The 22,416-nt window shown below is 69.5% G+C and carries 20 protein-coding genes; 10 read left to right on the forward strand and 10 right to left on the reverse strand.

Features of this window, described 5'->3' with window-relative positions:
* The first annotated feature begins 44 nt into the window (after window positions 1–44).
* The 4 genes from OHA05_RS35400 (at window position 45) to ddaH (ending at window position 3,984) form a co-directional block, all read left to right on the forward strand.
* Complete coding sequence (locus tag OHA05_RS35400) at window positions 45–257, forward strand: MbtH family protein (protein ID WP_313942127.1); 213 nt, start codon at window positions 45–47, stop codon at window positions 255–257.
* Window positions 258–447: 190 nt separating this feature from the next.
* Window positions 448–1,662 (forward strand): KamA family radical SAM protein, encoded by a 1,215-nt coding sequence (locus tag OHA05_RS35405; RefSeq protein WP_328862857.1) that lies wholly within the window; start codon window positions 448–450, stop codon window positions 1,660–1,662.
* Window positions 1,659–2,984 carry an MFS transporter gene (locus OHA05_RS35410; protein ID WP_328862858.1) on the forward strand — a complete coding sequence of 442 codons (1,326 nt, stop codon included), beginning with the start codon at window positions 1,659–1,661 and terminating at the stop codon, window positions 2,982–2,984. The genes OHA05_RS35405 and OHA05_RS35410 overlap by 4 nt, the downstream gene beginning before the upstream one ends.
* Before the next feature lie 148 nt (window positions 2,985–3,132).
* The gene (gene ddaH / locus OHA05_RS35415; protein ID WP_328862859.1) at window positions 3,133–3,984 is read left to right on the forward strand and encodes a dimethylargininase; all 852 of its coding nucleotides are present in this window, start codon (window positions 3,133–3,135) and stop codon (window positions 3,982–3,984) included.
* Between the two features lie 75 nt (window positions 3,985–4,059).
* Here ddaH and OHA05_RS35420 read toward each other — a convergent pair whose 3' ends face one another.
* The 3 genes from OHA05_RS35420 to OHA05_RS35430 form a co-directional block, all read right to left on the reverse strand.
* Window positions 4,060–6,882 (reverse strand): LuxR C-terminal-related transcriptional regulator, encoded by a 2,823-nt coding sequence (locus tag OHA05_RS35420; protein ID WP_328862860.1) that lies wholly within the window; start codon window positions 6,880–6,882, stop codon window positions 4,060–4,062.
* Between the two features lie 106 nt (window positions 6,883–6,988).
* Window positions 6,989–9,688, reverse strand: a complete 2,700-nt coding sequence (locus OHA05_RS35425; protein ID WP_328862861.1) for a helix-turn-helix transcriptional regulator — start codon at window positions 9,686–9,688, stop codon at window positions 6,989–6,991.
* A gap of 211 nt (window positions 9,689–9,899) precedes the next feature.
* Window positions 9,900–10,022 (reverse strand): hypothetical protein, encoded by a 123-nt coding sequence (locus OHA05_RS35430; RefSeq protein ID WP_313942120.1) that lies wholly within the window; start codon window positions 10,020–10,022, stop codon window positions 9,900–9,902.
* A 433-nt stretch (window positions 10,023–10,455) separates the two neighbouring features.
* On the opposite strand from OHA05_RS35430, the gene OHA05_RS35435 reads away from it, so the two are divergent.
* Window positions 10,456–11,157, forward strand: a complete 702-nt coding sequence (locus OHA05_RS35435; protein WP_328862862.1) for a FadR/GntR family transcriptional regulator — start codon at window positions 10,456–10,458, stop codon at window positions 11,155–11,157.
* 187 nt (window positions 11,158–11,344) lie between these two features.
* Here OHA05_RS35435 and OHA05_RS35440 read toward each other — a convergent pair whose 3' ends face one another.
* From OHA05_RS35440 to OHA05_RS35455, 4 genes are read right to left on the reverse strand one after another with little or no spacing between them, the layout of a single operon-like run.
* Window positions 11,345–12,181 (reverse strand): carbohydrate ABC transporter permease, encoded by an 837-nt coding sequence (locus OHA05_RS35440; RefSeq protein WP_313942118.1) that lies wholly within the window; start codon window positions 12,179–12,181, stop codon window positions 11,345–11,347.
* Window positions 12,178–13,158, reverse strand: a complete 981-nt coding sequence (locus OHA05_RS35445) for a carbohydrate ABC transporter permease (RefSeq protein WP_328862863.1) — start codon at window positions 13,156–13,158, stop codon at window positions 12,178–12,180. The genes OHA05_RS35440 and OHA05_RS35445 overlap by 4 nt, the downstream gene beginning before the upstream one ends.
* A complete protein-coding gene (locus OHA05_RS35450) occupies window positions 13,155–14,453 on the reverse strand; it encodes an ABC transporter substrate-binding protein (protein WP_328862864.1) in 1,299 nt (432 codons plus the stop codon). Before OHA05_RS35450 ends, OHA05_RS35445 begins: the two co-directional genes overlap by 4 nt.
* A gap of 45 nt (window positions 14,454–14,498) precedes the next feature.
* Entirely contained in the window at window positions 14,499–15,740 is a 1,242-nt protein-coding gene (locus tag OHA05_RS35455) for an aminotransferase class V-fold PLP-dependent enzyme (RefSeq protein ID WP_328862865.1), read from the reverse strand.
* A 226-nt stretch (window positions 15,741–15,966) separates the two neighbouring features.
* On the opposite strand from OHA05_RS35455, the gene OHA05_RS35460 reads away from it, so the two are divergent.
* From OHA05_RS35460 to OHA05_RS35480, 5 genes are all read left to right on the forward strand, one after another.
* A complete protein-coding gene (locus tag OHA05_RS35460) occupies window positions 15,967–16,668 on the forward strand; it encodes a FadR/GntR family transcriptional regulator (protein ID WP_328862866.1) in 702 nt (233 codons plus the stop codon).
* 226 nt (window positions 16,669–16,894) lie between these two features.
* Window positions 16,895–17,449: an SUKH-4 family immunity protein gene (locus OHA05_RS35465; protein ID WP_328862867.1), complete on the forward strand. Its 555-nt coding sequence runs from the start codon at window positions 16,895–16,897 to the stop codon at window positions 17,447–17,449.
* 478 nt (window positions 17,450–17,927) lie between these two features.
* A complete protein-coding gene (locus OHA05_RS35470) occupies window positions 17,928–18,545 on the forward strand; it encodes a hypothetical protein (RefSeq protein ID WP_328862868.1) in 618 nt (205 codons plus the stop codon).
* 484 nt (window positions 18,546–19,029) lie between these two features.
* Window positions 19,030–19,152, forward strand: coding sequence for a hypothetical protein (locus OHA05_RS35475; RefSeq protein WP_328862869.1), 123 nt, complete (start codon window positions 19,030–19,032; stop codon window positions 19,150–19,152).
* Window positions 19,153–19,303: 151 nt separating this feature from the next.
* Window positions 19,304–19,504 carry a hypothetical protein gene (locus OHA05_RS35480; protein WP_328862870.1) on the forward strand — a complete coding sequence of 67 codons (201 nt, stop codon included), beginning with the start codon at window positions 19,304–19,306 and terminating at the stop codon, window positions 19,502–19,504.
* Between the two features lie 172 nt (window positions 19,505–19,676).
* On the opposite strand, the gene OHA05_RS35485 is transcribed toward OHA05_RS35480, so the two are convergent.
* Genes OHA05_RS35485 through OHA05_RS35495 form a run of 3 tightly spaced genes read right to left on the reverse strand, consistent with a single transcriptional unit; the run spans window position 19,677 to window position 22,383 of the window.
* Window positions 19,677–20,708, reverse strand: a complete 1,032-nt coding sequence (locus tag OHA05_RS35485; RefSeq protein WP_328862871.1) for an NAD(P)/FAD-dependent oxidoreductase — start codon at window positions 20,706–20,708, stop codon at window positions 19,677–19,679.
* Window positions 20,705–21,220, reverse strand: coding sequence for an isoprenylcysteine carboxyl methyltransferase family protein (locus tag OHA05_RS35490; RefSeq protein WP_328862872.1), 516 nt, complete (start codon window positions 21,218–21,220; stop codon window positions 20,705–20,707). The genes OHA05_RS35485 and OHA05_RS35490 overlap by 4 nt, the downstream gene beginning before the upstream one ends.
* A gap of 8 nt (window positions 21,221–21,228) precedes the next feature.
* Entirely contained in the window at window positions 21,229–22,383 is a 1,155-nt protein-coding gene (locus tag OHA05_RS35495; RefSeq protein ID WP_328862873.1) for a type III polyketide synthase, read from the reverse strand.
* Window positions 22,384–22,416: the final 33 nt, after the last annotated feature.

Genomic DNA, 22,416 nt, shown 5'->3' on the forward strand with positions numbered 1-22,416 from the left:
CAGCCGGGACAACCAACCCACCAGCACGAACGAGGAGAACCGACATGTCCGTCGACGAGGACAACCGCAGCTACCGGGTCGTGGTGAACCACGAGGAGCAGTACTCGATCTGGTTCGCCGGGCGCGAGCTGCCGGCCGGCTGGACGGCCACCGGATTCGAGGGGTCCAAGAGCGAGTGCCTGACCCACATCGACGAGGTGTGGACGGACATGCGGCCGCTCAGCCTGCGCCTGCGGATGGCCGCATCCGAGCAGTGACTCGACGGCATCGCGGCGGGTGGCCGGTGCTCGGCCTGGCCACCCGCCGCGATCCACCGGCCGGCGGTGCCGGCAACCCGGCATCCCAGCGCCGAAAGCAACCATGAGAAGAACAGCACACAGAGTGAGGCAGCGGGTAATGAGGGTCTTTTCCCATGGGCGTCTGGAGCGACTCGCCCGCGATCGAGGCATGCCCGAGGAGTATCTGCACGATCTGCGGGTGGTCTCGTCGGTGTTGCCGTTCAAGGTCAACGAGTACGTCGTGGACGAGCTCATCGACTGGTCCGCTGCTCCGGACGACCCGATCTTCCGGCTCACCTTCCCGCACCGGGACATGCTGCCGCCGGACATCTTCGACAGCATGTCGGCGCTGCACCTGGCCGCCGCCTCTCCCGACGTGATCCGCAAGGCCGCCCGGGAGGTCCATGGCAGGCTCAACCCCAACCCGGGCGCCCAACTGGACACGAACGTACCGACACACGGCGGCGAGCCACTCGGGGGCGTCCAGCACAAGTACGCGGAGACGGTCCTGGTCTTCCCCTCACAGGGGCAGACCTGCCACTCCTACTGCGGCTACTGCTTCCGCTGGCCCCAGTTCGTGGGCAACGCCGACATCCGGCAGGCCGCATCGGACATCGACCGGGTCGTGTCGTACCTGGCCGCCACCCCGTCGGTCACCGACGTCCTCTTCACCGGCGGCGACCCCATGATCATGAGTTCCACGGTGCTGGAACGGTGGATCGAGCCGCTGCTCGCCCCGGCCCTGGAGCGGATTCGTACGATCCGCTTCGGCACCAAGGCCCTCTCCTACTGGCCGGCCCGCTTCACCACGGACCGTGACGCCGACGATGTGCTGCGGCTGTTCGACCGTGCGGTGGCCCGCGGCCGGCACGTAGCCGTGATGGCCCACTTCTCCCACCCGCGCGAGCTGGAGAGCCCTGTGGTGCGGGAAGCGATCCGCCGCATACGCGCCACCGGTGCCGTGATCCGGGCCCAGGCACCGCTCATCGCCCACGTCAACGACCGGCCCGAGGACTGGGCCACGCTCTGGCAGAAGCTGGTCGAACTCGGGGTGGTGCCCTACTACATGTTCGTCGAACGCGACACGGGCGCCCGCAGCTACTTCGGTCTGCCCCTGACCCGGGCGGTGCAGATCTACACGGACGCCATCCGGAGCGTGTCCGGTCTGGCCCGTACCGCCCGGGGACCCGTGATGTCCGCCGCCCCCGGCAAGGTACTCATCGACGGCGTCGCCGACATCGGCGGTACCGAGGTGTTCAGCCTGCGGATGCTGCAGGCCCGCGATGCCCGCCTGGTGGGCCGGCAGTTCCTGGCCCACCACGACCCGGCCGCCGAATGGCTCGACGACCTGCGGCCCGCGCTCGGCTCGTGGTGGCCGCAATGAGGCGCGCCGCCGTCCCTTCCCGGTGGCGCCGGACCCGGCCGGAGCCCCAACCCCCGCACGACCTGGAGGACATGATGGCGCCGACCGGCACCAACGCCGCCCGCACGGAGAGCGGGAGACCACCGAGCCTGTGGCGCAACCGTGAGTTCAATCTGCTCTGGGCCGGCCAGTGCCTCTCCGACCTGGGCAGCGCCATGGCCAATCTGGCCCTGCCGCTGCTCGTACTCCACTTGACCGGATCCCCGGCACAAGCCGGTCTCGTCGGCACCACCGGCCTGCTGGTCACCCTGGTCTGCCGCCTCCCCGCCGGGGTCCTCGCCGACCGCCTCGACCGGCGCCGGCTGATGATCGTCTGCGATGTGCTGCGCATCGCCGCGTACACGGTGCTCGGATGCGCGGTCGTGGCAGGGGCGGCGAGTCTCGTGATGGTGCTGGTCGTCGTGATCGCCGGAGCCGCGGCCAACGCCCTGTTCAGCACCGCCGAGCATGCCGCGATACGCAACCTGGTCCACTCGGACCAGCTCTCCACCGCGGTCGCCCGCAACGAGGCGCGGTCCTACGGCACTTCGCTGGCCGGACCGCCGATCGGGGGACTGCTGTTCGGACTGGGCAGGTCGCTGCCGTTCCTCGGCAACGCCCTCAGCCACCTCCTGTCCCTGGTGGCCGTCCTGCTCATCCGCCGGCCACTGCAGCAACCCCGTCAGGAGCCCACCACGTCGGGCGGCGCGGCGGGGCTCGAGGGCCTGCGGTTCGTGCTGGGCAACCCGTTCCTGCGCGCCCTGCTGATGATCGCGGCCCCGCTCAACATGGCCTTCACCGGCATGATCTTCGCGATCGTCGTCTCCTTGCAGCGTTCCGGTACCTCCTCGTTCCTGGTGGGTCTGGCGAGCATGATCTTCGGCCTGGGAGGGTTCCTCGGCGCCTTCGCCGCCCCGGTCATCCAGAAGTGGCTGCGTCTGCCGCGCCTCATCCTGGTGCTGGCGTGGGCCACCGCCGCACTGATAGCGGTCAGCGCCCTGTTCTCCACCAGCGTGCTTGCGGCGGTGCCGCTGGCCGCGGCGGTCTTCCTCGGACCCACCTGCAACGCCGCCCTCTTCGGATACCAGGCGGCCGTCACCCCGGACCACCTCCAGGGCCGAGTGGTCAGCGTGATCTTCCTGGCCGCCACCTCGGCGGCAGCCCTCGCACCCGGGCTGGCGGGCCTGCTCCTTGCGCACGTCTCCAGCGGGGCGTCGATGCTCGTCTTCTCCCTGCTCGTGGCCGTCGCCGCGGTCACTGCCACCTTCAGCAGCGGGATCAGGTCGATGTCCACCACACCGTGACCCGCGGTCCCGCAGCACCACCCGGTCTTCGCCGAATCCCGGCGCCCCTCCTGCGTACTGCGGAGGCCCGCCGTACGAAACGACCCTGCACCGCTCCTGGCCGCCGCGCCCACGGCGGTCCGACCTCCTGCATTCCGAATGGAGCCCCATGAACGCCGTCACGCCCGACCCCGCCGCCGAAGGCGGTACCACCGGCCGGACCGCGACACCGCGCCACTACCTGATGTGCGCTCCGACCCACTTCACCGTCAGCTATGCGATCAACCCCTGGATGGACCCCTCGAAGCCGGTCGACACCGCGCTCGCGCTCGTCCAGTGGGAACGGCTGCGCGCTCTCTACGAGAGCCTGGGCCACCGCGTGCACCTCGTCGAGCCCGTTGCCGGCCTGCCCGACATGGTCTACGCGGCCAACGGCGCCACCGTCATCGACGGCAAGGTACTCGGCGCGCGGTTCCGCAACGCCGAGCGAGCGGCGGAGGGTTCGGCGTACCTGGACTGGTTTCGGGCCGCCGGCTACACCGCGGTGCACGACCCCGAGCAGGTGAACGAGGGGGAGGGCGACTTCCTCCTCACCGACAGCTTCATCCTCGCCGGACAGGGCTTCCGTACCAGCCCCGAGGCCCATACGGAGGCCCAGAAGTTCTTCGGCAGACCGGTCATCGGCCTCGAACTCGTCGACCCCGCCTACTACCACCTGGACACTGCTCTGTCCGTGCTCGACGGCGACGAGATCATGTATTACCCGGAGGCGTTCTCGGCGGACAGCAGGGCCGAGCTGAAGCGCCTCTTCCCCGACGCGATCCTGGCCACGGCCGAGGACGCCTCGGTGCTGGGCCTCAACGCGGTCAGCGACGGACGGCATGTGGTCCTGCCGCAGGCCGCGACCCACCTGGCCGAGCGGCTGTCGGCCCGCGGCTTCGAGCCCCTGGGAGTGGATCTGTCCGAACTGCTCAAGGGCGGCGGAAGCGTCAAGTGCTGCACCCTGACGCTGCGGGGCTGACCCGGGGAGACGGCGGCGTGCGGCCCGGGCTCCGCGGCGGCCCCCCGCCGCGGTCCCGGGCCGGGTACGTCCTCGTCATTCGCAGGAGAGGTGAGGGGAATCCATGGACGACCCGGAGCCACCGGGAGAGACATCGACCTCGGCGAGGGCTGCCAGCGCGACGCGCAGTTGGGTACGCGAATCGATCCCGAGCTTCGTGTACGCGTGCAGCAGATGGTTGTCGACCGTCCGGATCGAGACCATCAGCCGGCTCGCGATCTCCTGACTGGCGAGGCCCTCCGCCGCCAGCGAGGCGATCTCGGACTCCCGGCGCGTCAACGGGCGGACCACGCCGACGCCCAGCGCCGGGGTCCGTGCACCGCCGCACCGAGCGAGCGACTGCCCGGCCAGGATCGCCGCCGCCGCGGCCGAGCGAGTGTCTCCCTCCCGTTCAGCGGCTCGCGACGCCTCGCGCGCGGTCTCGGCGGCCAGCAGGTCCGCGCCGGCCGACCGGCAGAGCTCCGCCGCGTCGCGCAACGACTGCGCCGAACCCACCACATGGGCCGCGGCGGCGGCCGCCCGCGCTCGCGCCAGGGCGCTGTCGCTGGTCCGGCCCAGTTCGCTCAGGCGCTCGTGGACCCCGGCTGCTCCACCCAGCCGGGCGACATCGCTGAGCAGCCAGCCTTCGTAGGCGTACATGCCCACTTCACCGGCCCGCCTCGCCGCGTCCGTCAGCAGCCTCCTGGCGCGTGCGAGGTCCCCGGCCGCCGCCGCGCCCCAGGCAGCGGCCAGCTCTATGGAGAATTGCGCCGACTGCTGCTGGTCCGCCGGTGCCCGGCCGATGGTGTCGAACATCGCCCGCGCGTCCGCGGCCGACCCCGACTGCGCGTGCACCACGGCCATTCCGGCACAACTGATCACCAGCGGTCGGGGGTAGTTGTTCGCCCTGGCGAGCGAAATGGCCTCGCCGTACCAGTCGCGAGCCCTTTCCAGCCGCCCGGCCATCAGCTCGCACCGCCCCAGGTGGGCAGCGATCCAGGCCTGGAGATACACCGCCTGGGCTCCCACCGCGCCGGTGTAGGCCTCTTCGCCCACAGCCCGTGCCTCGTCCGGGCGGCCCGCTTCGGTGAGCGCGACCACGCGGTAGATGGCGGGGCCGCTGCAGTGCGCGGACGGATCGGACCGTCCGCCCTCACCCGCGGCGTCCGTCATCTCCTCGTGGACCCGCCTGCTCAGCTCCACTGCTTCGCGGGTCCGCCCCAGATACGCGAGGGCGAGGGACTTCTGCAACTGGCCCCACATCCGCAGCCGTGGGACCTGTACTTGTTCGGCGTCATCGAGCAGCGGCAGTACTCGGCGTATGTCGCCGCAGTACATGAGATAGCCGGCCTCGTTGATCCGCAGGACCCGGCGAGCGCCCGGGCCGAGTCCGGCACCGGCGGACGTGTTCACCTCGAGAGTGCGCCGTGCGTCGCCGAAGCCCCAGAAGAGGTTCTGGGTGCGTTCCATGACCGCGGTCAGGAACTCCGTGTCCCCGACCGCCTTTTCCTGCGCCCTGGCAAGACAGTGCTCGGCCCGCTCCCAGTCACCGGTGTGGTGGTAGGCCTCCCCTCGCATGAGCCATACGCTGAACGGAGCCGACGCGCCGTCGGACTCCGCGACCTGGGACGGGCCCGAGAGAAGCTCGAGCACGGTGGGGAAGTCGCGTACGTGGCGAGCCATGGCAGCGGCGGACATCAGCAACTCGGGGTCGACCGGGAGACCCGCGGCCAACTGCCAGGACGCCAGCCTCAACGCGTCCTCGCGGCGGCGTACTCCGTGGGATCGCAGGGTCTCCACCTGCGCGGTGTAGATGGCCCGGCGCCGCCCCGGTGGGATGCGCCGGCGCAGCACATCGCCGTACAACGGGTGAACCAGCGTGCAGTACGTCCGCCTGCCTGTCGCATGGATCTGGATCAGCCCATGCCTCTCCAGCCATTCGACGTCACCGGGATCGGTGCCCACCGAACGCAGTGAGGCCAGGGGGACCGGCTCGCAGAGCGCCACCAGCTCCATGATCTCCTCGCGAGGACTGGACAGCCCTTCCAGGCGCCGACGGATGATCGACGACAGGCGCTTCGTCCCGCCGGGCCGGCCGTTGAGATGCCACAGGCCGTCGCCGAGTGCCAGGGTGCCGTCGCCGACAGCTCCGCTGACCAGCTCGTAGAGAAAGAGTGCGTTCCCCCGGGACGAGCTCACCAGGGTCTCGAGAGCGGCGTGCTCGATCGGGTGCCTGAGGCAGCGGCGCAGGAGGTTCCGGACCTGTACGCGGGTGAAGGGGTGCACGGCGATACGGCGGGTGGAGTCGCTGCGGTCGATCGATTCGACCGCGTCGGACGGCGGTGCGCCGTCGCGGACCGTGGCGATCAAAAAGACTGCCCGGGCCCACAGCAGATGGCCGAGCAGGACGGCCGATGCGCTGTCGAGCAGATGCAGGTCGTCGACAAGGAGCACGGCCCGCCGGGCGGCTCTCTGCGAGCCGTCGTTGCGCCCCGGGTGCAGTCCGAAGGTCCGGGCCGCGGCGTGGAACGCGGTGACGGCGTCGTCCGAGACGGCGTCGGAAGGCAGCAGGTGTGCCAGCGCCCCGAGCGGCAAGGTGGCCGCCGAGGCGGTGGCGACGGCCCGCTCGACCCGGTGGCCGTTTTGCGCGGCCAGAGTCAGACACTCCTCGGCGATGCGGCTCTTTCCCACTCCTGCCTCGCCGTGAATGAGCACAGCGGTGGTGGCAGGACTCTCCAGACAGGCGGCGAAGGCGTCGAGTTCGGCCTGGCGGGCGGTGAAGGGCCACCGCCGGCGCACGGGCGATGCCGGTTCCGAGGAGGGGCCGGACGGGAAATCCGGCCGCCCGAGGGGAAGGGCAGAGAACCGGTTGGACTTCACGCACTACTCCCTATCGTCCGGACACACGGTCCGGAGTAACTGACGATGCGGCCGGGAGACCACTGCCAGCATGGACGTTCGATCGCCCACCGCGCATGAGTCGTGCCTACTCATACCCTCGTCCGGTGGGCGGCCGACGCCGCTCGGCAGGCTGCCTCCTCCGGTCCCGCGGACCGTCCATGCGCTTCTCGTGGGGCACGGGTTCGGGGCACAGTGCCTGACCGAGCACCCGGCGATCGCGAACGCCGACCTTCGCGTAGACACGGTGCAGGTGATTTCCCACCGTGCGCACCGACAGGGCGAGTTGGTCCGCGATCTGGGCGTTGCCCAGGCCCCCCGCCGCCAGCAGCGCGATCTCCATCTCCCGGTCGGTCAGATTGTCCCGGACACCCTGCGGTGCCAGCCCAGGTGTACGGGCCCCGCACAGGGGCGCGAGCCGCTCCGCCCGTGCTCGGCAGGAGGCCGCCGTTCGCTGTGATCCGTTGCGGCTGTGGGCCCCGGCTGCTGCCGTCCATGTCTCGGCAGCCATCAGCCGCGCGCCCATGACGTCCGCCTCTTCGGCACACCGCTCCAGCTCGGCGCCGGCGTGCGCGGCCAGCGCCCCGGCCGTACGGGCCCGGAGGGCGATCAGGGGGTTCGGGCAGCGGATCGCGAGTTCGGTCAGCTGCGGGTGGACGCCGTGGGCGTCACCCAAGCGGGCGACGTCGTAGAGGAGATGGGACGCGAGGGCCACCAGCCCGGTCCGAAGTGCTGTCCGCGCACCGTCGCTCAGCAGGGCGCGCGCATCGCCGTAGCGTCCCAGGGCAGCGGCCCGCCAGCCTTCGACGAGCCGGCATTCGGGACGTCGGTCGTGGTCGGGGAGCATCCGGTCGGCCTCGGCCCAGGCGTCGTCCGAAGCCGCCCGGTCACCGGTCACAGCGCAGACGAGAGCCCGCCCTGCCTGCCCCCACCAGAGACCGGACAGGAAGCCCTGATCCCGTGAGGTGGAGACGACCGAGGCGAACCAGTACCGGGCCCTGGCCATGTCGCCCTGGAGGTAGGCGATCCAGGCGAGGTCCGTGGCGGCACGGATCTGGGCGGTCCCCGCCCGCGTGTCCACCGCATGGTCGTATGCACGGTGGGCCAGGTCCTCCGCCTCGCCGAGCCGCCCGGCCTCCGCGAGCGTCCGGGCCCGGGCGCTGCGCAACATGGCGGGGTGTGCCACGCTGGCCGCGCGGGCGCACTCGGGCCGTTCGGCGTGCTGATCGGCGGCGGCCAGGGCATCGTCCGGGTGCCCGGACTCGGACAGGCAGTAGACGCTCGGAACGGCGGCCATCAGCGCGGTCCGCCGACTCCCGTCCGCCGCCGCCTCCTTGAGGAGAGCGCGCGCCTTGCCGATGTCACCGACAAGGGTCCACAGGGCTGCTTCGTTGGCCTTGAGCACGGCGGCGCTGTCGCCGTGGGGCGTACCACCGAGTTCCAGCTGGTTGATGGCGAACGCCTCGCCGATCCGCAGGAGGCCCTGGGCCAGATTCTGGGTGCGCAGCACCACGCCGAGCAGTCGCTCGTCGGGTGTGGTGGCCAGCTCCAGCGCGCGCGCCAACGCGTCCTCCGCCTGCTCGGGGCAGCCGCATGCGTGCTGGAACTCCCCGAGCAGCAGGTACGACTGGGCGTCGGGACGGACGTCGACCAGGGCAGTGGCGAGGCGCAGCGCGGCACGGAAGTCGTGTGCGTCGCGGCCGAGTTCGACTGCTTGCAGGAGGTCTTCCGGGGGGACCTCGACCGCGGCGTCGAGTCGCCAGAGCGTCGACCGCAGCAGCTCCGCTCCGGTCGGACCGTTGCCGCTGGGGACAGCGGCCAGCTCGGCTCGGGCCAGCAGCATCCTGCGCTTCCGGTGCAACGTGGCGGTCGTTCGCAGCACTTCGCCGTGGAGCGGATCGGTCAATTCGGCGAGCGCCTGCGGACCTTCCCCCTGAATACGCAGCAGTCCGGCTTCTCGTAGCGTTTCGAGCACGTCCGGCGGGAAGAGCGCCGGCCGATCCGGTCCGCACAGGGAGAGATGCTCCAGCACGGCGTGGCTCGGTGGTGCGAGTGTCGCCAGGCGGAACCGTACGAGTTCCACGAGGCGCGGCGGCGGAGCGAGCGGAGTAGTGATCCGCCACAGGCCGGTCTCGCGCACCAACTGCCCCCCGTTCAGGGCTCCGCTGACAAGTTCCCTGAGGTAGAGGGGCCTTCCTCCGCTGACGCGATGGAGCTGTCGTGCGGTGCGCCGCTCCACCGGACCGTCGAGGACGCGTTCGAGCAGGGTCTGCACGACGGTCCAGGAGAGCGGTTCGAGAGGTACGAGGTTCAGGTCCCCGGCGAGGCGGGCGCTCGCGGACTCCTGGCGGCACTCCGGTGCGGCCGTGGCGATGAGCAGGAACTCGCCTGTTGCAAGGAGCGGTTGGAGAAGTCCGGCCGACTCGTCGTCCAGCAGGTGAATGTCGTCCAGGAGGAGCACCGGCGGGCGCCGCCCACGGCCTTCGGCCGTCCGGGGCCGGTCGGTGCGGAGTGTGAGGCGGCCGTGCGGGCCCGGAGAGAGCAACGGAGCCAGCGCGCCGAGCGCCACGGAACGTGAGGCGTGGGTCGCTGCGGCCCGGATGACCGGGTGTCCGAGTTTGCGGGCCGATTCCCAGACCTCGTGTCCGAGTCGGGTGGCCCCGGCGCCGGCCGGGCCGCGGATGATGACGCCGCGACTGCCTGGAGCGGTCAGGAGGTCTGTGGCGCCTGCCAGTTCGACCGTCCTGCCGATGAGCGGCCACGGCGGTGCGAGGGGGGTTGTGGTCATGTGCTTCTCCAGGGAGCGGCATGGGTGCGCGACGGGTGAGGTGCGTGTCGCGTGCCGTCCGGCGTGCGTGAGGGGTGGCGAGCGGTTGTGCACAGAGCGGCGCTGGGTACGGAGAACCAGGATTCTCAGCGTTCGACCCGGGCATGTGGCGCGGAGACCGCTGCGGCGGTCGGTGGCGGGAAGGGGCCGGGTCCGGAGGCCGGGTAAGGGGCTAGATCCAGCCGATCGCGTACCGGAAGGCGATCGACTTGAGAGCGGGCGCACGCCAGGGCCGGGTCGCCGCGAGGTGTCCCCGTGTGTCCGCTGCCAGGTGGAGGCTCGAGCACAAGGACATGATCAGCTCCTCTGCACCATGGTGGCTCAGTGGTCCAGCCACTGGATGGTCGATTCCAGTCATTCACACATGTGCGTGAACCGTCAAGATTGCGGACGCGGGGACGCGGTGCCGCAGAGTTTGTTGATCGTTTGAGCATCAGGTGCGATCTCTGCTCAACCAGGGTCTCCCGCAGGCGAGTTGGATGACCAGGGTGCGGAACTCGCCCTGAGCGTCGCGAGGGCGAAGGTGTTTGCGGTGGACGAGCCGGACGAAGTGCCTCTCGATCGCAAGCAACCGTTACCCCTGTCTCGGGCAGGGCCGGGACCCATGGCGCTGGACGTCTCCACAGGTCGTGCTGAGAAGATCAGTGGCGTACCGTCCGAGCCATCGGGGAATCGTGGCCGACCGGTGGGACGAAGGAATCCGGTGGGACGAAGGAATGAGGACAGAGGTGTCAGTGGAACCGATCTCCCGGGAATCCGCGGTCGACCAGCTCGAGCGACGTCTGCAGGAGGACATACTCGGAGGCCGGTACGCCGTGGGCACCCTCCTTCCTCCGGAACGCGAACTGGCCGCCCGGTACGGCGTGAACCGGAACACGCTCAAGCATGCGTTCGTGCGACTCGTCCAGGTCGGTCTCGTGGAGACCCGCCACGGTGTGGGCACGCGTGTCCGGGACTTTCACCGGCTGGGAAGTGCGGATCTGCTTCCGGCCCTCGTCGTCGCGTATCCGGCATGGCTGGCCGAGGTCTTCGAGGTCCGGCAGAGCGTGGGTGCGCTGATCGCGGTCCGGGCGGCGACGGAGTCCTCCCCGGAGGATCACGCGGATCTGCGCCGGCAGGTGAAGGCGGTCGGTGAGGCGCAATCCGTGGACGACGCGCAGCTCGCCGACGCCGAGTTCCATCGCCTGCTGGCCGTGGCTTCCCGCAACCGGGTCTACACCCTGCTGACCAACACGCTGCTCAACGCGTACCTGCCGTTGCGAGCTGCTCTCTCGGAGCCCTTCCGGGACGCGAAGGTGGCTGCGGCACGGCTGGAGCCTCTCGCGGAGGCCGTGTGCGCGCGCGACACCCCGGCCGCCCGCGAAGCGTCCGAGGCCTACATGGCGGAGACCGAACGCCTGATGACTGCCGGCCTGACATCGCCCTCATGAACGTGTCCGCCGCCGCCGGCGGTCCCCGCCCGAACCGTCGACGCCGGCGGGAGCCCGGGTGGTCGGAGCTTGTGCTGCGCACCGACTTCGACCACCCGGCGCCGAGGGCGGGACCTGAGCACGGCCCGCCGCCGCCGGTGCACAACAGACCGGTCTCCGCGACGAGTTCAGCGATCACATGGTCCGGTCATCCCTTGACGGCGCCGGAAGTGAGCCCCTGGACGATGTGGCGGCTGGCGAAGGCGAAAAGGACCATCGTGGGCAGGATGGTGAGCACGGCCGCCGCCGACATCGACCCCCAGTCGATGTTGAAGCTGGAGATGAATCCGTTCAGCGCGGTCGGGACGGTCTTGTTGGCATCGCTGTTCATGAGAGTCACCGACAGGAACAACTCGTTCCAGCAGTTGACGAAGTTGAAGATGAACGCGGCCACGATTCCCGGACGCATCACCGGCAGCAGTACCCGGAACAGCGCCCCGAACCGAGACAGGCCATCGATCATGGCGGCTTCCTCCAGCGCGTCCGGGATGTTCTCGAAGAACCCCCGGAGCATCACCGTGCAGAACGGGATGCACACGGCGATGTACACGAGGGCGAGCCCGAGCCGGTTGTCCACCAGCCTGAGGTCCGTCATGAGCAGGTACAGCGGCCCGAGTGCGATGAAGGAGGGGATCATCTGGGTGACGAGCGCGGCCATCAGCAGGGCGGTCTTCGTGCGGAACTCGAAGCGCGCCAGCACGTACGCGGACAGCATCGAGATCACAGTGGCCACCACGCCGGCGACGGTGGCGACCACGAGGCTGTTGGTGAGGTATGTGCCGAAGTCGGCGGTGCCGAACAGCTCGCTGTAGTTCTGCAGCGAGAAGTGCTCGGGCCAGTAGGCGATCGGAAACGCGAAGATGTCGCCCGGTGCCTTGAGCGAGGTGACCGTGATCCAGTAGAGAGGGAACACGGTGAACAGCAGCCACACTCCCAGGAAGGCGACCTTGACGGCCCGGCCGGCCGGGGTCTCCTTGCCGATCATGACTTCACCTCGCGCTTCTCACGTGTGGCCAGCAGGTAGAACGTCGCGAACAGCAGCAGCCCGGCCACCACGATCAGTCCCAGCGCGGAGGCTTTGCCGTAGTCGCCCTGCTGCGTGATCTTGATCATCCAGGTGGTCACGATGTGCGTCTCGTCGTTGGGGCCGCCGCCTGTCATACCGAAGATCAGGTCCGGGAAGTTGAAGATCCAGATGATCCGCAGCAGGACGGTGAGCGCCAGCGTGGTCCTGATGTAGGGAATCGTGATCTGGAACAGGGTGCGCGCCTTGCCGGCGCCGTCCAGGGCCGCCGCTTCGTAGAGCTCGTCGGGGATCGACTGCAACGCGGCCAGAATCATGATCGCGAAGAAGGTGACGCCGTACCAGACATTGGCGATCAGTACGGCGGTCATCGCCGTGTCGGGATCGGACAGCCATGCGATCGGTTCGTCGATCAGTCCTGTCTTCTGCAGCAGATCGTTGACGACACCGAACTCGCTGTTGAACATCCAGCGGAAGAGGATGCCGATGAGGAACCCGGAGATCGCCCAGGGAAAGAAGATCAGTGCCTGGTAGAGACCGCGGAACCGGAAGTGGCGGCGCAGCCACAGGGCGAGCGCGAAGCCGATCACCAGCTGAGGCACGATCGAACCGCCCACCCACAGGGCTGTGTTGCCGAGCACGGTGCCCCAGGCGGGGTCGGCGAAGACGTCCCGCAGGTTCTTCAGGCCCACCCAGGAGGTGTCGGTGAGGTCCGTCAGCTTCCAGTTGCGGAAGGCCATCTGGCCACCCGCGAGCACCGGGTAGTAGGTGAAGACGGCGACGAAGACGGCGGCCGGGGCCATGAACGCGGCGATGAGCAGTCCGCGGCGGGTGGTGAACTCCGTTCTGCGGCCCCGGCGGGGCGCCGCGGGGGGAGCGGCGCCGCCTTTGCGGGAGGTGCGCCCCGGCTTCGTCTTCGTCGTGGAGGCGGTGGTCACTGCTGCTTCCACTTCTCGGTCCAGTAGGTGTCCCAGCCGGCCAGGAGCTTCTGGGGTGTCAGCTTGCCGAGGACCATCTTCTGGATATCGGTGTCGGCCCTCTGCTGCCACTCGGTCCACCAGGCGACGCCGCGCGGCTGAGTGACCACCAAGTACTTGCCCGGGTTCTCCGTCATGGTGACGTAACTGGCCCAGGGGCCGGTCTTGTAGAAGGGGTCCTCGGTCGCCGACTTCAGGATCGGCACCAGGCTGTTCGCCTTGGTGAACTTCGTCGACGCCTCGCTCTGGGACAGGAATTCGACCAGCTTGACGGCCTCGGCCTTGTGCTTGCTGCCCTTGGCGACACCCCATCCGGCGGTGGCCAGCGGCTGGACGGTCTTGCCGCTCGGACCGGCCACCAGGGGCGCGGTGCTCCACTGGTCGGCCGAGATGGATTTGGACTCCGAGACGGTGGCGATCACTTCGGGATCCTGGAGCAGGAAAGCCGTGGAGCCGTTGGAGAAGCCCTGGACCATCTCGGGGTAGCCCCACGAGACTGACGACTTCGGCGACGCGCTCCGGAAGAGCTCGAGGTAGGTCTCCATGGCGTCGAGCGCGCCGGGTGCGGAGAAGATCGTGCCGCCGTTCTTCAACCGGTAGCCGTTCGCGGGGTCGACGTCGTCGGCGACGTACGCCTCGATGATCGCGGAGGCGTTTCCGTTGGCGTTCGCGCCGCCCCGGAAGGCGTAGCCGTACCGGCGCTCGGACGGGTCGTGGAGGGCGGAGGCCTGCTTCAGCAGGTCATCCCAGGTGGCGGGCGGCTTGTCGAAGCCGGCCTTCTTGACCAGGTCGGTGCGGTAGAAGAGGCTCAGGCCGTAGAAGCCGTAGGGGACGAAGTAGGTCCGGCCCTTGGCGTCCTTGGAGGCCTTGACGGTGTTCTCCGTCATGGCCTGCCAGCCTTTCCAGCCGTCCAGGTCCTTCTTCATGTCGTACAGCCAGCCGTTGTTCGACCAGGGGCCGACGGTGATGTCTCGCACCTCGAGGGTGTCCACCCCGCTGCCGGACTGGAGCATCTGCTGGATCTTCTGGTCGGCCTGCTCGGTGGGTGGCGAGACCAGGTTGACCTTGATCTTGGGGTTCTTCTGCTCGAAGTCGGCTATGAGGTCCTTGAGCAGGTCGGTGCGGGCGGGGTTGGTCAGGCTCTCGACCATGTTGAGGGTGACGGTCCCGCCTGCTGTGGGACTCATCGTGGAACAGCCCGTCAGGATCATCGCGGCGGCGGTGCCGATGGCGAGGACTGTCGTCGTCTTTCTCATGGTGCGACCTCGTTCGGGGAGGGGAGCAGGGGCGTGCGGGCGCCGCTACGGCGCGACGTGTGATGCGCGGGCCGTCCTGGCCCACTCGCCGAGAATGGGCACACAGGCCTCGGCGAAGTACTCGTAATCGGCAGCGGTGTTGTAGACGTGGGCGGACAGGCGCAGGTACCCGACGCCGTCGAAGCTGGTGAAGGCCGCCTCCACGCCCAGTTCTTCGGCGACCCGGTCGCGCAGCGCGTCGGCCTCGACGCGGCTCGCGCCCAGAGCGGCGGGCAGCCGCACCAGCCGCATGCCCGGCACGGGCATACCGACGTCCACGGGTTCGTCCGAACCGGTCACCTCGGCGAACGCGGCAGCGATGATCTGCTCGGCGTAGGACGCCAGATCGTCCATGTAGCGGCGTGCTGTGTCCCAGCCCCAGGTCTGCTCGATGAAGTGGAGGGCCGTGTGTGCCGCGAGGTAGGCGGTGGCGTCCACCGTGCCCTGCTGGTCGAAGCGGTCGGGATAGGGATCGGCCGCCCCCCAGGAGTCGATCAGCGGGAAGAGCTGCTCACTCAACGGGCCCTGGGCGACCAGCGCCGCTGTGCCGCGCGGGGCGCAGCCCCACTTGTGAAGGTTGCCGACCCAGAAGTCGGCCTGGACGCCGGTGAGTGGGGCGGCGATCAGACCGGGTGCGTGCGCGGCGTCGACGAGGAACGGGATGCCGCGCCGGTGTGCCTCCGCGCCGATCAGGTCCACCGGCATTCTGCGCGCCGTCGGTGAGGTGATCTGGTCCACCACGACCAGGGCGGTGTCCTCGCTCAGCTCCGCCGCAACGGCCTCGTAGGCCTGCTGCTCGCCGGCGTTCAGCGGCACTCGGGCGGTGCGGACCCGGCCGCCCCAACGCCGCGCGAGCCGTTCCGCGCCCATGGTGACGGCTCCGTACCCGTGATCGGTGACGACGATCTCCCCGCGGTGGCGGTGCATCAGGGAGGCGTAGACGACGCTCACTCCGGCGCTCGCGTTCGGCACCAGAGCGAGGCGGTCGGGGGCGGTGCCGAGGAAGGCCGCGAGGTCGACGCGGGTGGTGGCGATCCGCTGGGGGAGCGCCGGGAACCACACCACGGGTGAGCGTTCCATCTCCGCACGCAGCCGGTGCTGCCGCTCCTGCGCCACCAGCGGGACCGCTCCGAACGAGCCGTGGTTCAGATGCCGCAGTGCGGGGTCCAGCGACCACGCCACGGCGGCGGGTCGGCCGTCGGCCAGCATGAGAGGGCTGGGCGCGGTGGTGACCTCGGTCTCGCTCACTTGACCCCACTTCTGCCGGGTGTGGACGCGTCTGGGACATCAGACGCCGTCCGAGAGACGTATGATGACTCGGCATCCTGGCATGGCGGAATCGGGCCTTCAAGGGTTGGTGCACGACAAGTCATCTGATGAATCTGCCGGATGTGCAGAAGTCATTTGATGTCTCGCCTCGGTACAGTGCAGCGGGGACACGGCCACGGAGCCGGCCCGTCAGGGGAGGAGACCGATGTCCGCAGTAGACAGGGCCTTTCACGGCCTACGGCACATGATCGGCACTGGGCGCCTCGGCGCGGGTGAGCGCCTTCCGCCCGAGGGCGATCTCTGCGAGGAACTGGGGGTTTCTCGCGGCTCGTTGCGTGAGGCCGTGCGGATGCTTGCGGCCCTGGGCGTCATCGAAGCCCGGCACGGCTCCGGCACCTACGTTTCCCAGCTGAGGCCTGAGGACGTCATCGGCAGTCTCTCCCTGACCCTCGAACTGCTGCCGCTGACCGGGCTCTTGGAGGTCTACGAGATCCGGCGGGTCCTGGAGGCCCATGTCGCCTCCCAGGCCGCCGCACGGTCCACGCCGGAGACGGTGGCTGCCCTCTTCGCGCTCATCGAGACGATGGAGGCCACCGACGACCCCACCGAGGCGTCGGAGCTCGACCACCGTTTCCACGCGGAGGTCGCCCGGATCGGCGGCAACCCGACGCTCGCGTCCCTGCTGTCGGTCTTCCGCGCCCGCTCGCGCAAGTACCAGGTCTTCACCCTTCCCGAGGGGCCGGAACTGCGCCGCAAGAGCGACGAGGACCACCGGATCCTCGCAACGGCCATCGCCGACCACGACCCGGTCGCAGCCGCGGGCGCGGCTCAGGCTCACGTTGCCCAGACGGAACGGTGGCTACGGGCGTTCATGCCCCCGGTGGAGGAGGACGTGGACGCGGATTGAGGGCGCGCCGCGCCCGGGCCTCTCCGAAGAACCCCGTAGAGATGAACGCCGGCAGCTACGCCCAACACCAACCCGCTCACCAGATCGGCCCCGAACGGCCGCTCGGCCCGACGGACCCATCTGCGGAGCGAGCCACGACCACGACCGCGGGCCGACGAACGCGGCTCGACCGCCGACGACGCCCTCAAGAACGGCACGGGGGCCCAGCACGCAAAGGTTTCTCGGTATGAACTTCGCCGTGTCCCCGGACGAAGTGCGCTCCGCGTTCGGGCTGACGGGTGTCGTCTACTTCCCCCGCTGCAGTGGCCCGCACAACCAGCTCAACGACCGCGCGGCGCGCTTCCTGAGCAGCATCGGCCTACCGGACACCGAATGGTTCATGTCCAAAGCCGGCCTCCGCGCCGAGGACTCCATCAACCTCACCGAGTGGTACGGCGACAGGGGGACGGTGCCCAAGGAGTGCCACGACTGGCTGGTGCTGGGCATGTTCGCCGACACCGTGCTCGCGCTCGCGCCGGCCACGGGCACGGTTTACGCCCTCGGCGACGGTGAGACGCAGCTCGTCCACACGGCGCTCCACCGTGACGTCGAATCGCTCGTCCACTCTCTGACCAAGTTCCGGATCCTCCAGCAGGAACTGGAAGCCAGTGACGGCGAAGACGTGGAGCAACGCGTGGACGCACTCCGTGCCGAGATCACTGAGTTCGATCCTCTGCCTTTCCAGGACGAGGGCTCGCAGTGGCACCTGACCTTCGAGGAAGTCATCGACGGCATCTGGTAGCGAGAAGACTGTCTGGTGCGGCACGCGTTGCGTGACCTGCCGCTTGGCAGATGGAGCGGTCTCGCCTCAAGGTTGCCCCGGGCTGTTGCTGTGGCCGCACTGCCGCGAGGGCGTCCAGACGGCGGGCCGACCCGCTAATCAGCCAAGGTCTCGCCGGGCTCGCCCCCGCCCCTGTCGGCATCGAGACGGGCAAGGGCCGTCACTGGGGTGTGCCGGTCGGCGCGACGGCGCAACACTGCGGGCGATGAGGAAGCGGAGCTGGGTGGTGGTCCTTGTGTGGCAGCGTGGCGCGGAGTTGGGCTGACGATCGGTTGTGATGATCAGCTGCTGTCCAGGGCCGCCAATGAGCACTTTGGGTGATTTGGCCGTGATGGGGTATCTCCAGCGGTGAGGAAACGTTGGTGCCTGCGTGGAGCCACGTGAACTATGGGAACGCAACACGCTTCTGGCTGAGGCGTTCTGCAGTACGAATGATCGAGTGCGTGAGGCGCAGGCGGTGATGGATGAGGCGCTAGCCAGCCGGACGAGGGCATTGGCCGCGTTTGCCGTGACTGTCGGCAGTGACGGGGCGGTGGCCGACCTGATGGGGCTGAACGAACGCGAGGTACGCATCGCACGTCGCACGGTCGGCAAGGAGGACGCCCGCGCCGTCGCCGACCACTTGCTCAGCCCTCTGACAGAAGCGCCCACCCCGCTGGTGCCGCCCGTCCCGGATCCCGTATGGGAGCCGCACGCCGACACAGTGCCCGCCCATGTGCCCCATCCGCGCCCGGAAGCCGTAACGCCAGCCCATCCGCCCGTGGAAAGTGGCGTTTCGGATGCCCCGGTGTCCTGGACACCTGGAATGGACTCCGTATTGCAGTGGAGTTGCCAATCCGGCCTTGATCTTCAGACCGTGGCGGAAGAACTCGGCCTGAACTCCAAAGACCTGCTTCTGCGAGCACAGATGCTCGCCGCCGAAGGACGCCTGATGCCGAATACGCCGGCGTACGACGCGAACCGTGCCGGCCGCCACCGCCGACACGGCTCCATGCACTACACCTCTGTCCCGGACAGCCCCGAGACCTTGTACAGCTCGCCAGGCCACTACGGCTGAACTTGGTGAAGTCCCCGGGTATTTCGGGTGCAAGCCCGGTGTGCTCGTGTCCGTCGAGCGTGATGGGAGAAGGGGGAGGCATCCGGATTCCGCCGCTGGCGGGGAGCGGGGCCGTCAGCGCCGGCAGCTGATCGGTGGGGAGGCCGCCCATGGGGCACCATCCGGCGCCGGCGCCTTCCACTGAAGTGCCTCCCACCCCGGCGCGCCACTACCTCATCGCCCGCCCGAACAGCGGCGCCGGACCGGGGGAGCGGGCACGGCCCATTGCCGGTGGGCCGTCGCTTGCTCCGGCAGCCTCCCGACGTTGGCGTTGTGCGCTGCTTGTGGTCGTCCGGGCACGGTGGCACGTCGTCCGCGGCATCCGGGACGCCGTGCGGCGGGAAGCCACCTGAGAGAGTGGAGGCGGAGCCTGCATGTCCTTGTTCGGGAACCCGACGGGCAGACGCGCTATCCCGCTGCCCGGAAGCACGTGGAGGTGAGCGACATGGGGACCATCGTCTTCGACGCGCGGATCGCGGCTCATCACTTCAGCGACCCCCTGCCGAGACCTCACGGTCTGCCGGACGACAACGGTCGTCGAGCCCACCGCACGGATGCCGGCCGGTGAGGAAACAGACCTTCCTCCGCGGGGGCAGCGGGCGGGCGCTACGGCCCCCACTCGCCGGCTTTGCGCCCACCCTGAAAGGAGCGCGGCCACGTGAGGCACATCGAGACCCGGACACAGCAAACGGCAGGCCGGGTTACGGATCATCGCGCACATGCCCGAAGCCACCCGAGCGGTCGCGGAAGCCCTCCGCGGCGGCTTCGCCCGAACCGAACAGCGCAGCTATCCCGGCCTCGACGGCGACACACGCCTCCACCTCACCGTGGACACGGCAACCCCCGCCGGCCCCGCCCGCACCTGGCTGGCCGCCAGCCGGACCTCCGTCCGCGTCGCAGCCCACTCCGACGAGACCTGAGCCCCGACGTAACGCGGCAACGATCTGCTCAGAGCGCGACTGGCTGACGCTTCCGGTCGCCTCGACCTCGGGACATGACTTTCACCGTCCAAGCGCGGGCCCGGGAACGGCACTTCGAGCCGTAGCGGGCGCTGCGGCCGAGGCCCGGTAGCGACCCGGTCGGGCTGGTCCCTCATGCCAATGCGTTCACTGCGGCTGCGAAGACCCGTGGCAGGCGTTCGGCCGTGGGCACGATGTGCGGTGCGAGCGCGGGTTGTTGTCGGGCCCGCACCAAGAGTTGGGTCAGCAGGCGGTGGCGGCGGGTCGCGGCTTTCCAGTCGGTCTCGTAGCGCCACGGCGTGCCTCGGCGCACGTTGTGGACCAGGGCTTCGGCGCCGGCGAAGGCGAGGGAAATGCCTTCGCCCGTGAGCGCGTCGATGTATCCGGCGGCGTCGCCCACGAGCAGTACCCGGCCCCGAAATCTGGCGCGGGCGGTTTGGCGCAGCGGCCCCGCGCCTCTCACCACGGTCGCGGCCGCTTCAGCGGGGAGGCGGGCGGCGAGCTCGGGGAAGTGAGCCAGCTGGGTGTCGAAGGGGGCCCGATGGGCGGTCAGCAGGGCGACACCCACGAGTTCGGGGCCGAGCGGGGTGACGTACGCCTCCGCATGCGGTCCCCAGTGCACCTCGACATACGCAGACCAGGGGGGCACAGCGTAGTGACGGCGCAGCCCGTACCGGGGTGTCCCGGAGGGCTGCGCTGCCAGGCCGACGGAGCGGCGCACCGGTGAGTGCAGTCCGTCGGCGCCCACCAGCCACTTGGCGCGAAGACCTGTGCCGGGGACGGAAACACCTGTGGTGTCTTGCTGTACGTCCTCCACTCGCACGGGCAGTACAGGCACACCCTCCTTGAGAACGGCCTGGTGCAGTGCGCTGTGCAGGCTGGTGCGGCGCACACCGAGGCCGGGGCCTTGGCGGAACGATGCCTGAACCCTGCGTGTGCCCTGGACATAGCGGATGCCGGTGATGGGGTGTCCGGCGACCTGAAGACCGAGGGTGGTGAGGGCGTGGACGGCGCCGGGCATGAGCCCCTCGCCGCACGCTTTGTCGACCGGCCCCTGACGTGGCTCTGCGATGACGGTGTCGAGACCGGCGCGCGCGGCGTACAGGGCGGTCGCCAGTCCTGCCGGTCCGCCCCCCGCGATCAGCAGGTCGTGGCCGCCGTTCACGCGGGCAACGCCTGTGCGAGGGCTGTGTTCTCGCAGCGGAGACGGACCGTGAGCAGCATGGCGTTGGCCAAAGTGAACGCTGTCGCGGTCAGCCATGCGGAGTGAACCAGGGGTAGGGCGGCGATCTCCACCACGACGGCGACGTAGTTGGGGTGACGTAGGAAGCGGTAGGGGCCGGCGCTGATCAGACGCGCTCCGGGAACGACGATGACGCGGGTGTTCCAGTACGGCCCGAGTGTGGTGATGCACCACCAGCGCAGTGCCTGGGCCAGCAGGGTCAGCGCCAGCATGGACCATCCCAGGGCGGGGAGGAACGGGCGGTGGGCGAGGATGGGTTCGAGGAGACAGCACACGAGCAGGCCCGTGTGCAGGGCGACCATGACCGGGTAGTGGCCGCGGCCGTACTCCACACCGGCGCGAGCCAGGGTCCATTCCCCGTTGCGCCGGGCGACGACGAGTTCGGCGACACGTTCGACGGCGACGGCCAGGACAAGAAGCGTGTACCAGTTCATATGGCCGCTCACCAGCGCAGCAGGACGAGTTCGGAGCAGAACCCGGGGCCCATCGCCATCAGCAGGCCCCATGCACCGGGCTCCGGCCGACGGAACTGCCAGGTGTTCTGCAGGATGTGCAGCACGGAGACGGACGACATGTTCCCTACCGTCGCGAGTGAGTGCCACGCGCTGTCCAGGGCGTCGTCGGGCAGGCCGAGGGTGTCGGTCACCGCGGAGAGCACCTTGGGGCCTCCGGGATGGCACAGCCAGGTCTCGATGTCGTCGACGGTGAGGCCGTGTTCACCCAGGAACGCGCGCAGGTGCAGGCCGAAGTGGTCCCGCACGATGCCAGGGACACCGGCGTCGATCACGACGCGGAACCCGCTGGCGCCGATGTCCCATCCCAGGAGCTGTTCCGTGTCCGGATACAGCCGACTGCACGTCGCGACCACTGAGGGTCCGGCGTTGCCCGGCTCGGTGGCGGGGCCGTCGGCGCAGTCGCTTCCGCGTGCGACGAGCGCTGCCGCGCCGTCGCCGAACAAGGCGCCGGCGATGAGGTTGGCGGGGGAGTGGTCACGCTGTTGGAGCGTCAGCGAGCACAGCTCGACGGTGAGGAGTACGGCGGTGTCGTCGGGATGGCCTCGCAGATAGTCGTGAACCCGGGACAGCCCGGCTGCCCCAGCAACGCACCCCAGCCCGAACACCGGCAGCCTCTTGATGTCGGGCCGCAGCCCCACGCGTCCGGCGAGACGGGCATCGAGTGACGGGGCGCCGATGCCGGTGATGGAGGCGCACACCAGCAGGTCGATGTCGGCCGGCTCGAGCCCTGCATCCTGCAGCGCGCCGGTGAGGGCTTCCTCCCCCAGTTCGAGGCCCGCAGCCATCCAGGCGTCGTTGCTCTGACCGAAGTCGCGGAGGTCGGAGTATCGCTCGATCGGCAGGGTGAGGTGGCGCGTGCGTACGCCGGCGGAGGCGTGAAGGCGGCGCAGCACAGCGCGGTCTGCCCCCGGGGGCAGACACAGGTCACCGATCGGTTCCGTGAGGTCGTCCTGCGCGTAACGGTGCGGCGGCAGTGCGGTGCGGACGGCGGCGATCTTGGTGGCCTTGGCGGGCGTGGTCGGCCGGGGCGGCGCGGTACGGACGGAGAAGGCATCAGCGCCGGTGATGACGGGGACACGCATGTCGGTAATGCCTTCCTCGGGGCACATGACTTA

The sequence above is a fragment of the Streptomyces sp. NBC_00306 genome (assembly GCF_036169555.1).
GTDB lineage: Bacteria > Actinomycetota > Actinomycetes > Streptomycetales > Streptomycetaceae > Streptomyces > Streptomyces achmelvichensis.

What these genes read in the sequence shown, in the direction of transcription:
- OHA05_RS35400 (WP_313942127.1), top strand. Translation starts at nt 45, where the DNA reads ATGTCCGTCGACGAGGACAACCGCAGCTACCGGGTCGTGGTGAACCAC.
- OHA05_RS35405 (WP_328862857.1), top strand. Translation starts at nt 448, where the DNA reads ATGCCCGAGGAGTATCTGCACGATCTGCGGGTGGTCTCGTCGGTGTTG.
- OHA05_RS35410 (WP_328862858.1), top strand. Translation starts at nt 1,659, where the DNA reads ATGAGGCGCGCCGCCGTCCCTTCCCGGTGGCGCCGGACCCGGCCGGAG.
- ddaH (WP_328862859.1), top strand. Translation starts at nt 3,133, where the DNA reads ATGAACGCCGTCACGCCCGACCCCGCCGCCGAAGGCGGTACCACCGGC.
- OHA05_RS35425 (WP_328862861.1), bottom strand. Translation starts at nt 9,688, where the DNA reads ATGACCACAACCCCCCTCGCACCGCCGTGGCCGCTCATCGGCAGGACG.
- OHA05_RS35430 (WP_313942120.1), bottom strand. Translation starts at nt 10,022, where the DNA reads ATGTCCTTGTGCTCGAGCCTCCACCTGGCAGCGGACACACGGGGACAC.
- OHA05_RS35440 (WP_313942118.1), bottom strand. Translation starts at nt 12,181, where the DNA reads ATGATCGGCAAGGAGACCCCGGCCGGCCGGGCCGTCAAGGTCGCCTTC.
- OHA05_RS35450 (WP_328862864.1), bottom strand. Translation starts at nt 14,453, where the DNA reads ATGAGAAAGACGACGACAGTCCTCGCCATCGGCACCGCCGCCGCGATG.
- OHA05_RS35460 (WP_328862866.1), top strand. Translation starts at nt 15,967, where the DNA reads ATGTCCGCAGTAGACAGGGCCTTTCACGGCCTACGGCACATGATCGGC.
- OHA05_RS35465 (WP_328862867.1), top strand. Translation starts at nt 16,895, where the DNA reads ATGAACTTCGCCGTGTCCCCGGACGAAGTGCGCTCCGCGTTCGGGCTG.
- OHA05_RS35475 (WP_328862869.1), top strand. Translation starts at nt 19,030, where the DNA reads ATGGGGACCATCGTCTTCGACGCGCGGATCGCGGCTCATCACTTCAGC.
- OHA05_RS35480 (WP_328862870.1), top strand. Translation starts at nt 19,304, where the DNA reads ATGCCCGAAGCCACCCGAGCGGTCGCGGAAGCCCTCCGCGGCGGCTTC.
- OHA05_RS35490 (WP_328862872.1), bottom strand. Translation starts at nt 21,220, where the DNA reads ATGAACTGGTACACGCTTCTTGTCCTGGCCGTCGCCGTCGAACGTGTC.
- OHA05_RS35495 (WP_328862873.1), bottom strand. Translation starts at nt 22,383, where the DNA reads ATGCGTGTCCCCGTCATCACCGGCGCTGATGCCTTCTCCGTCCGTACC.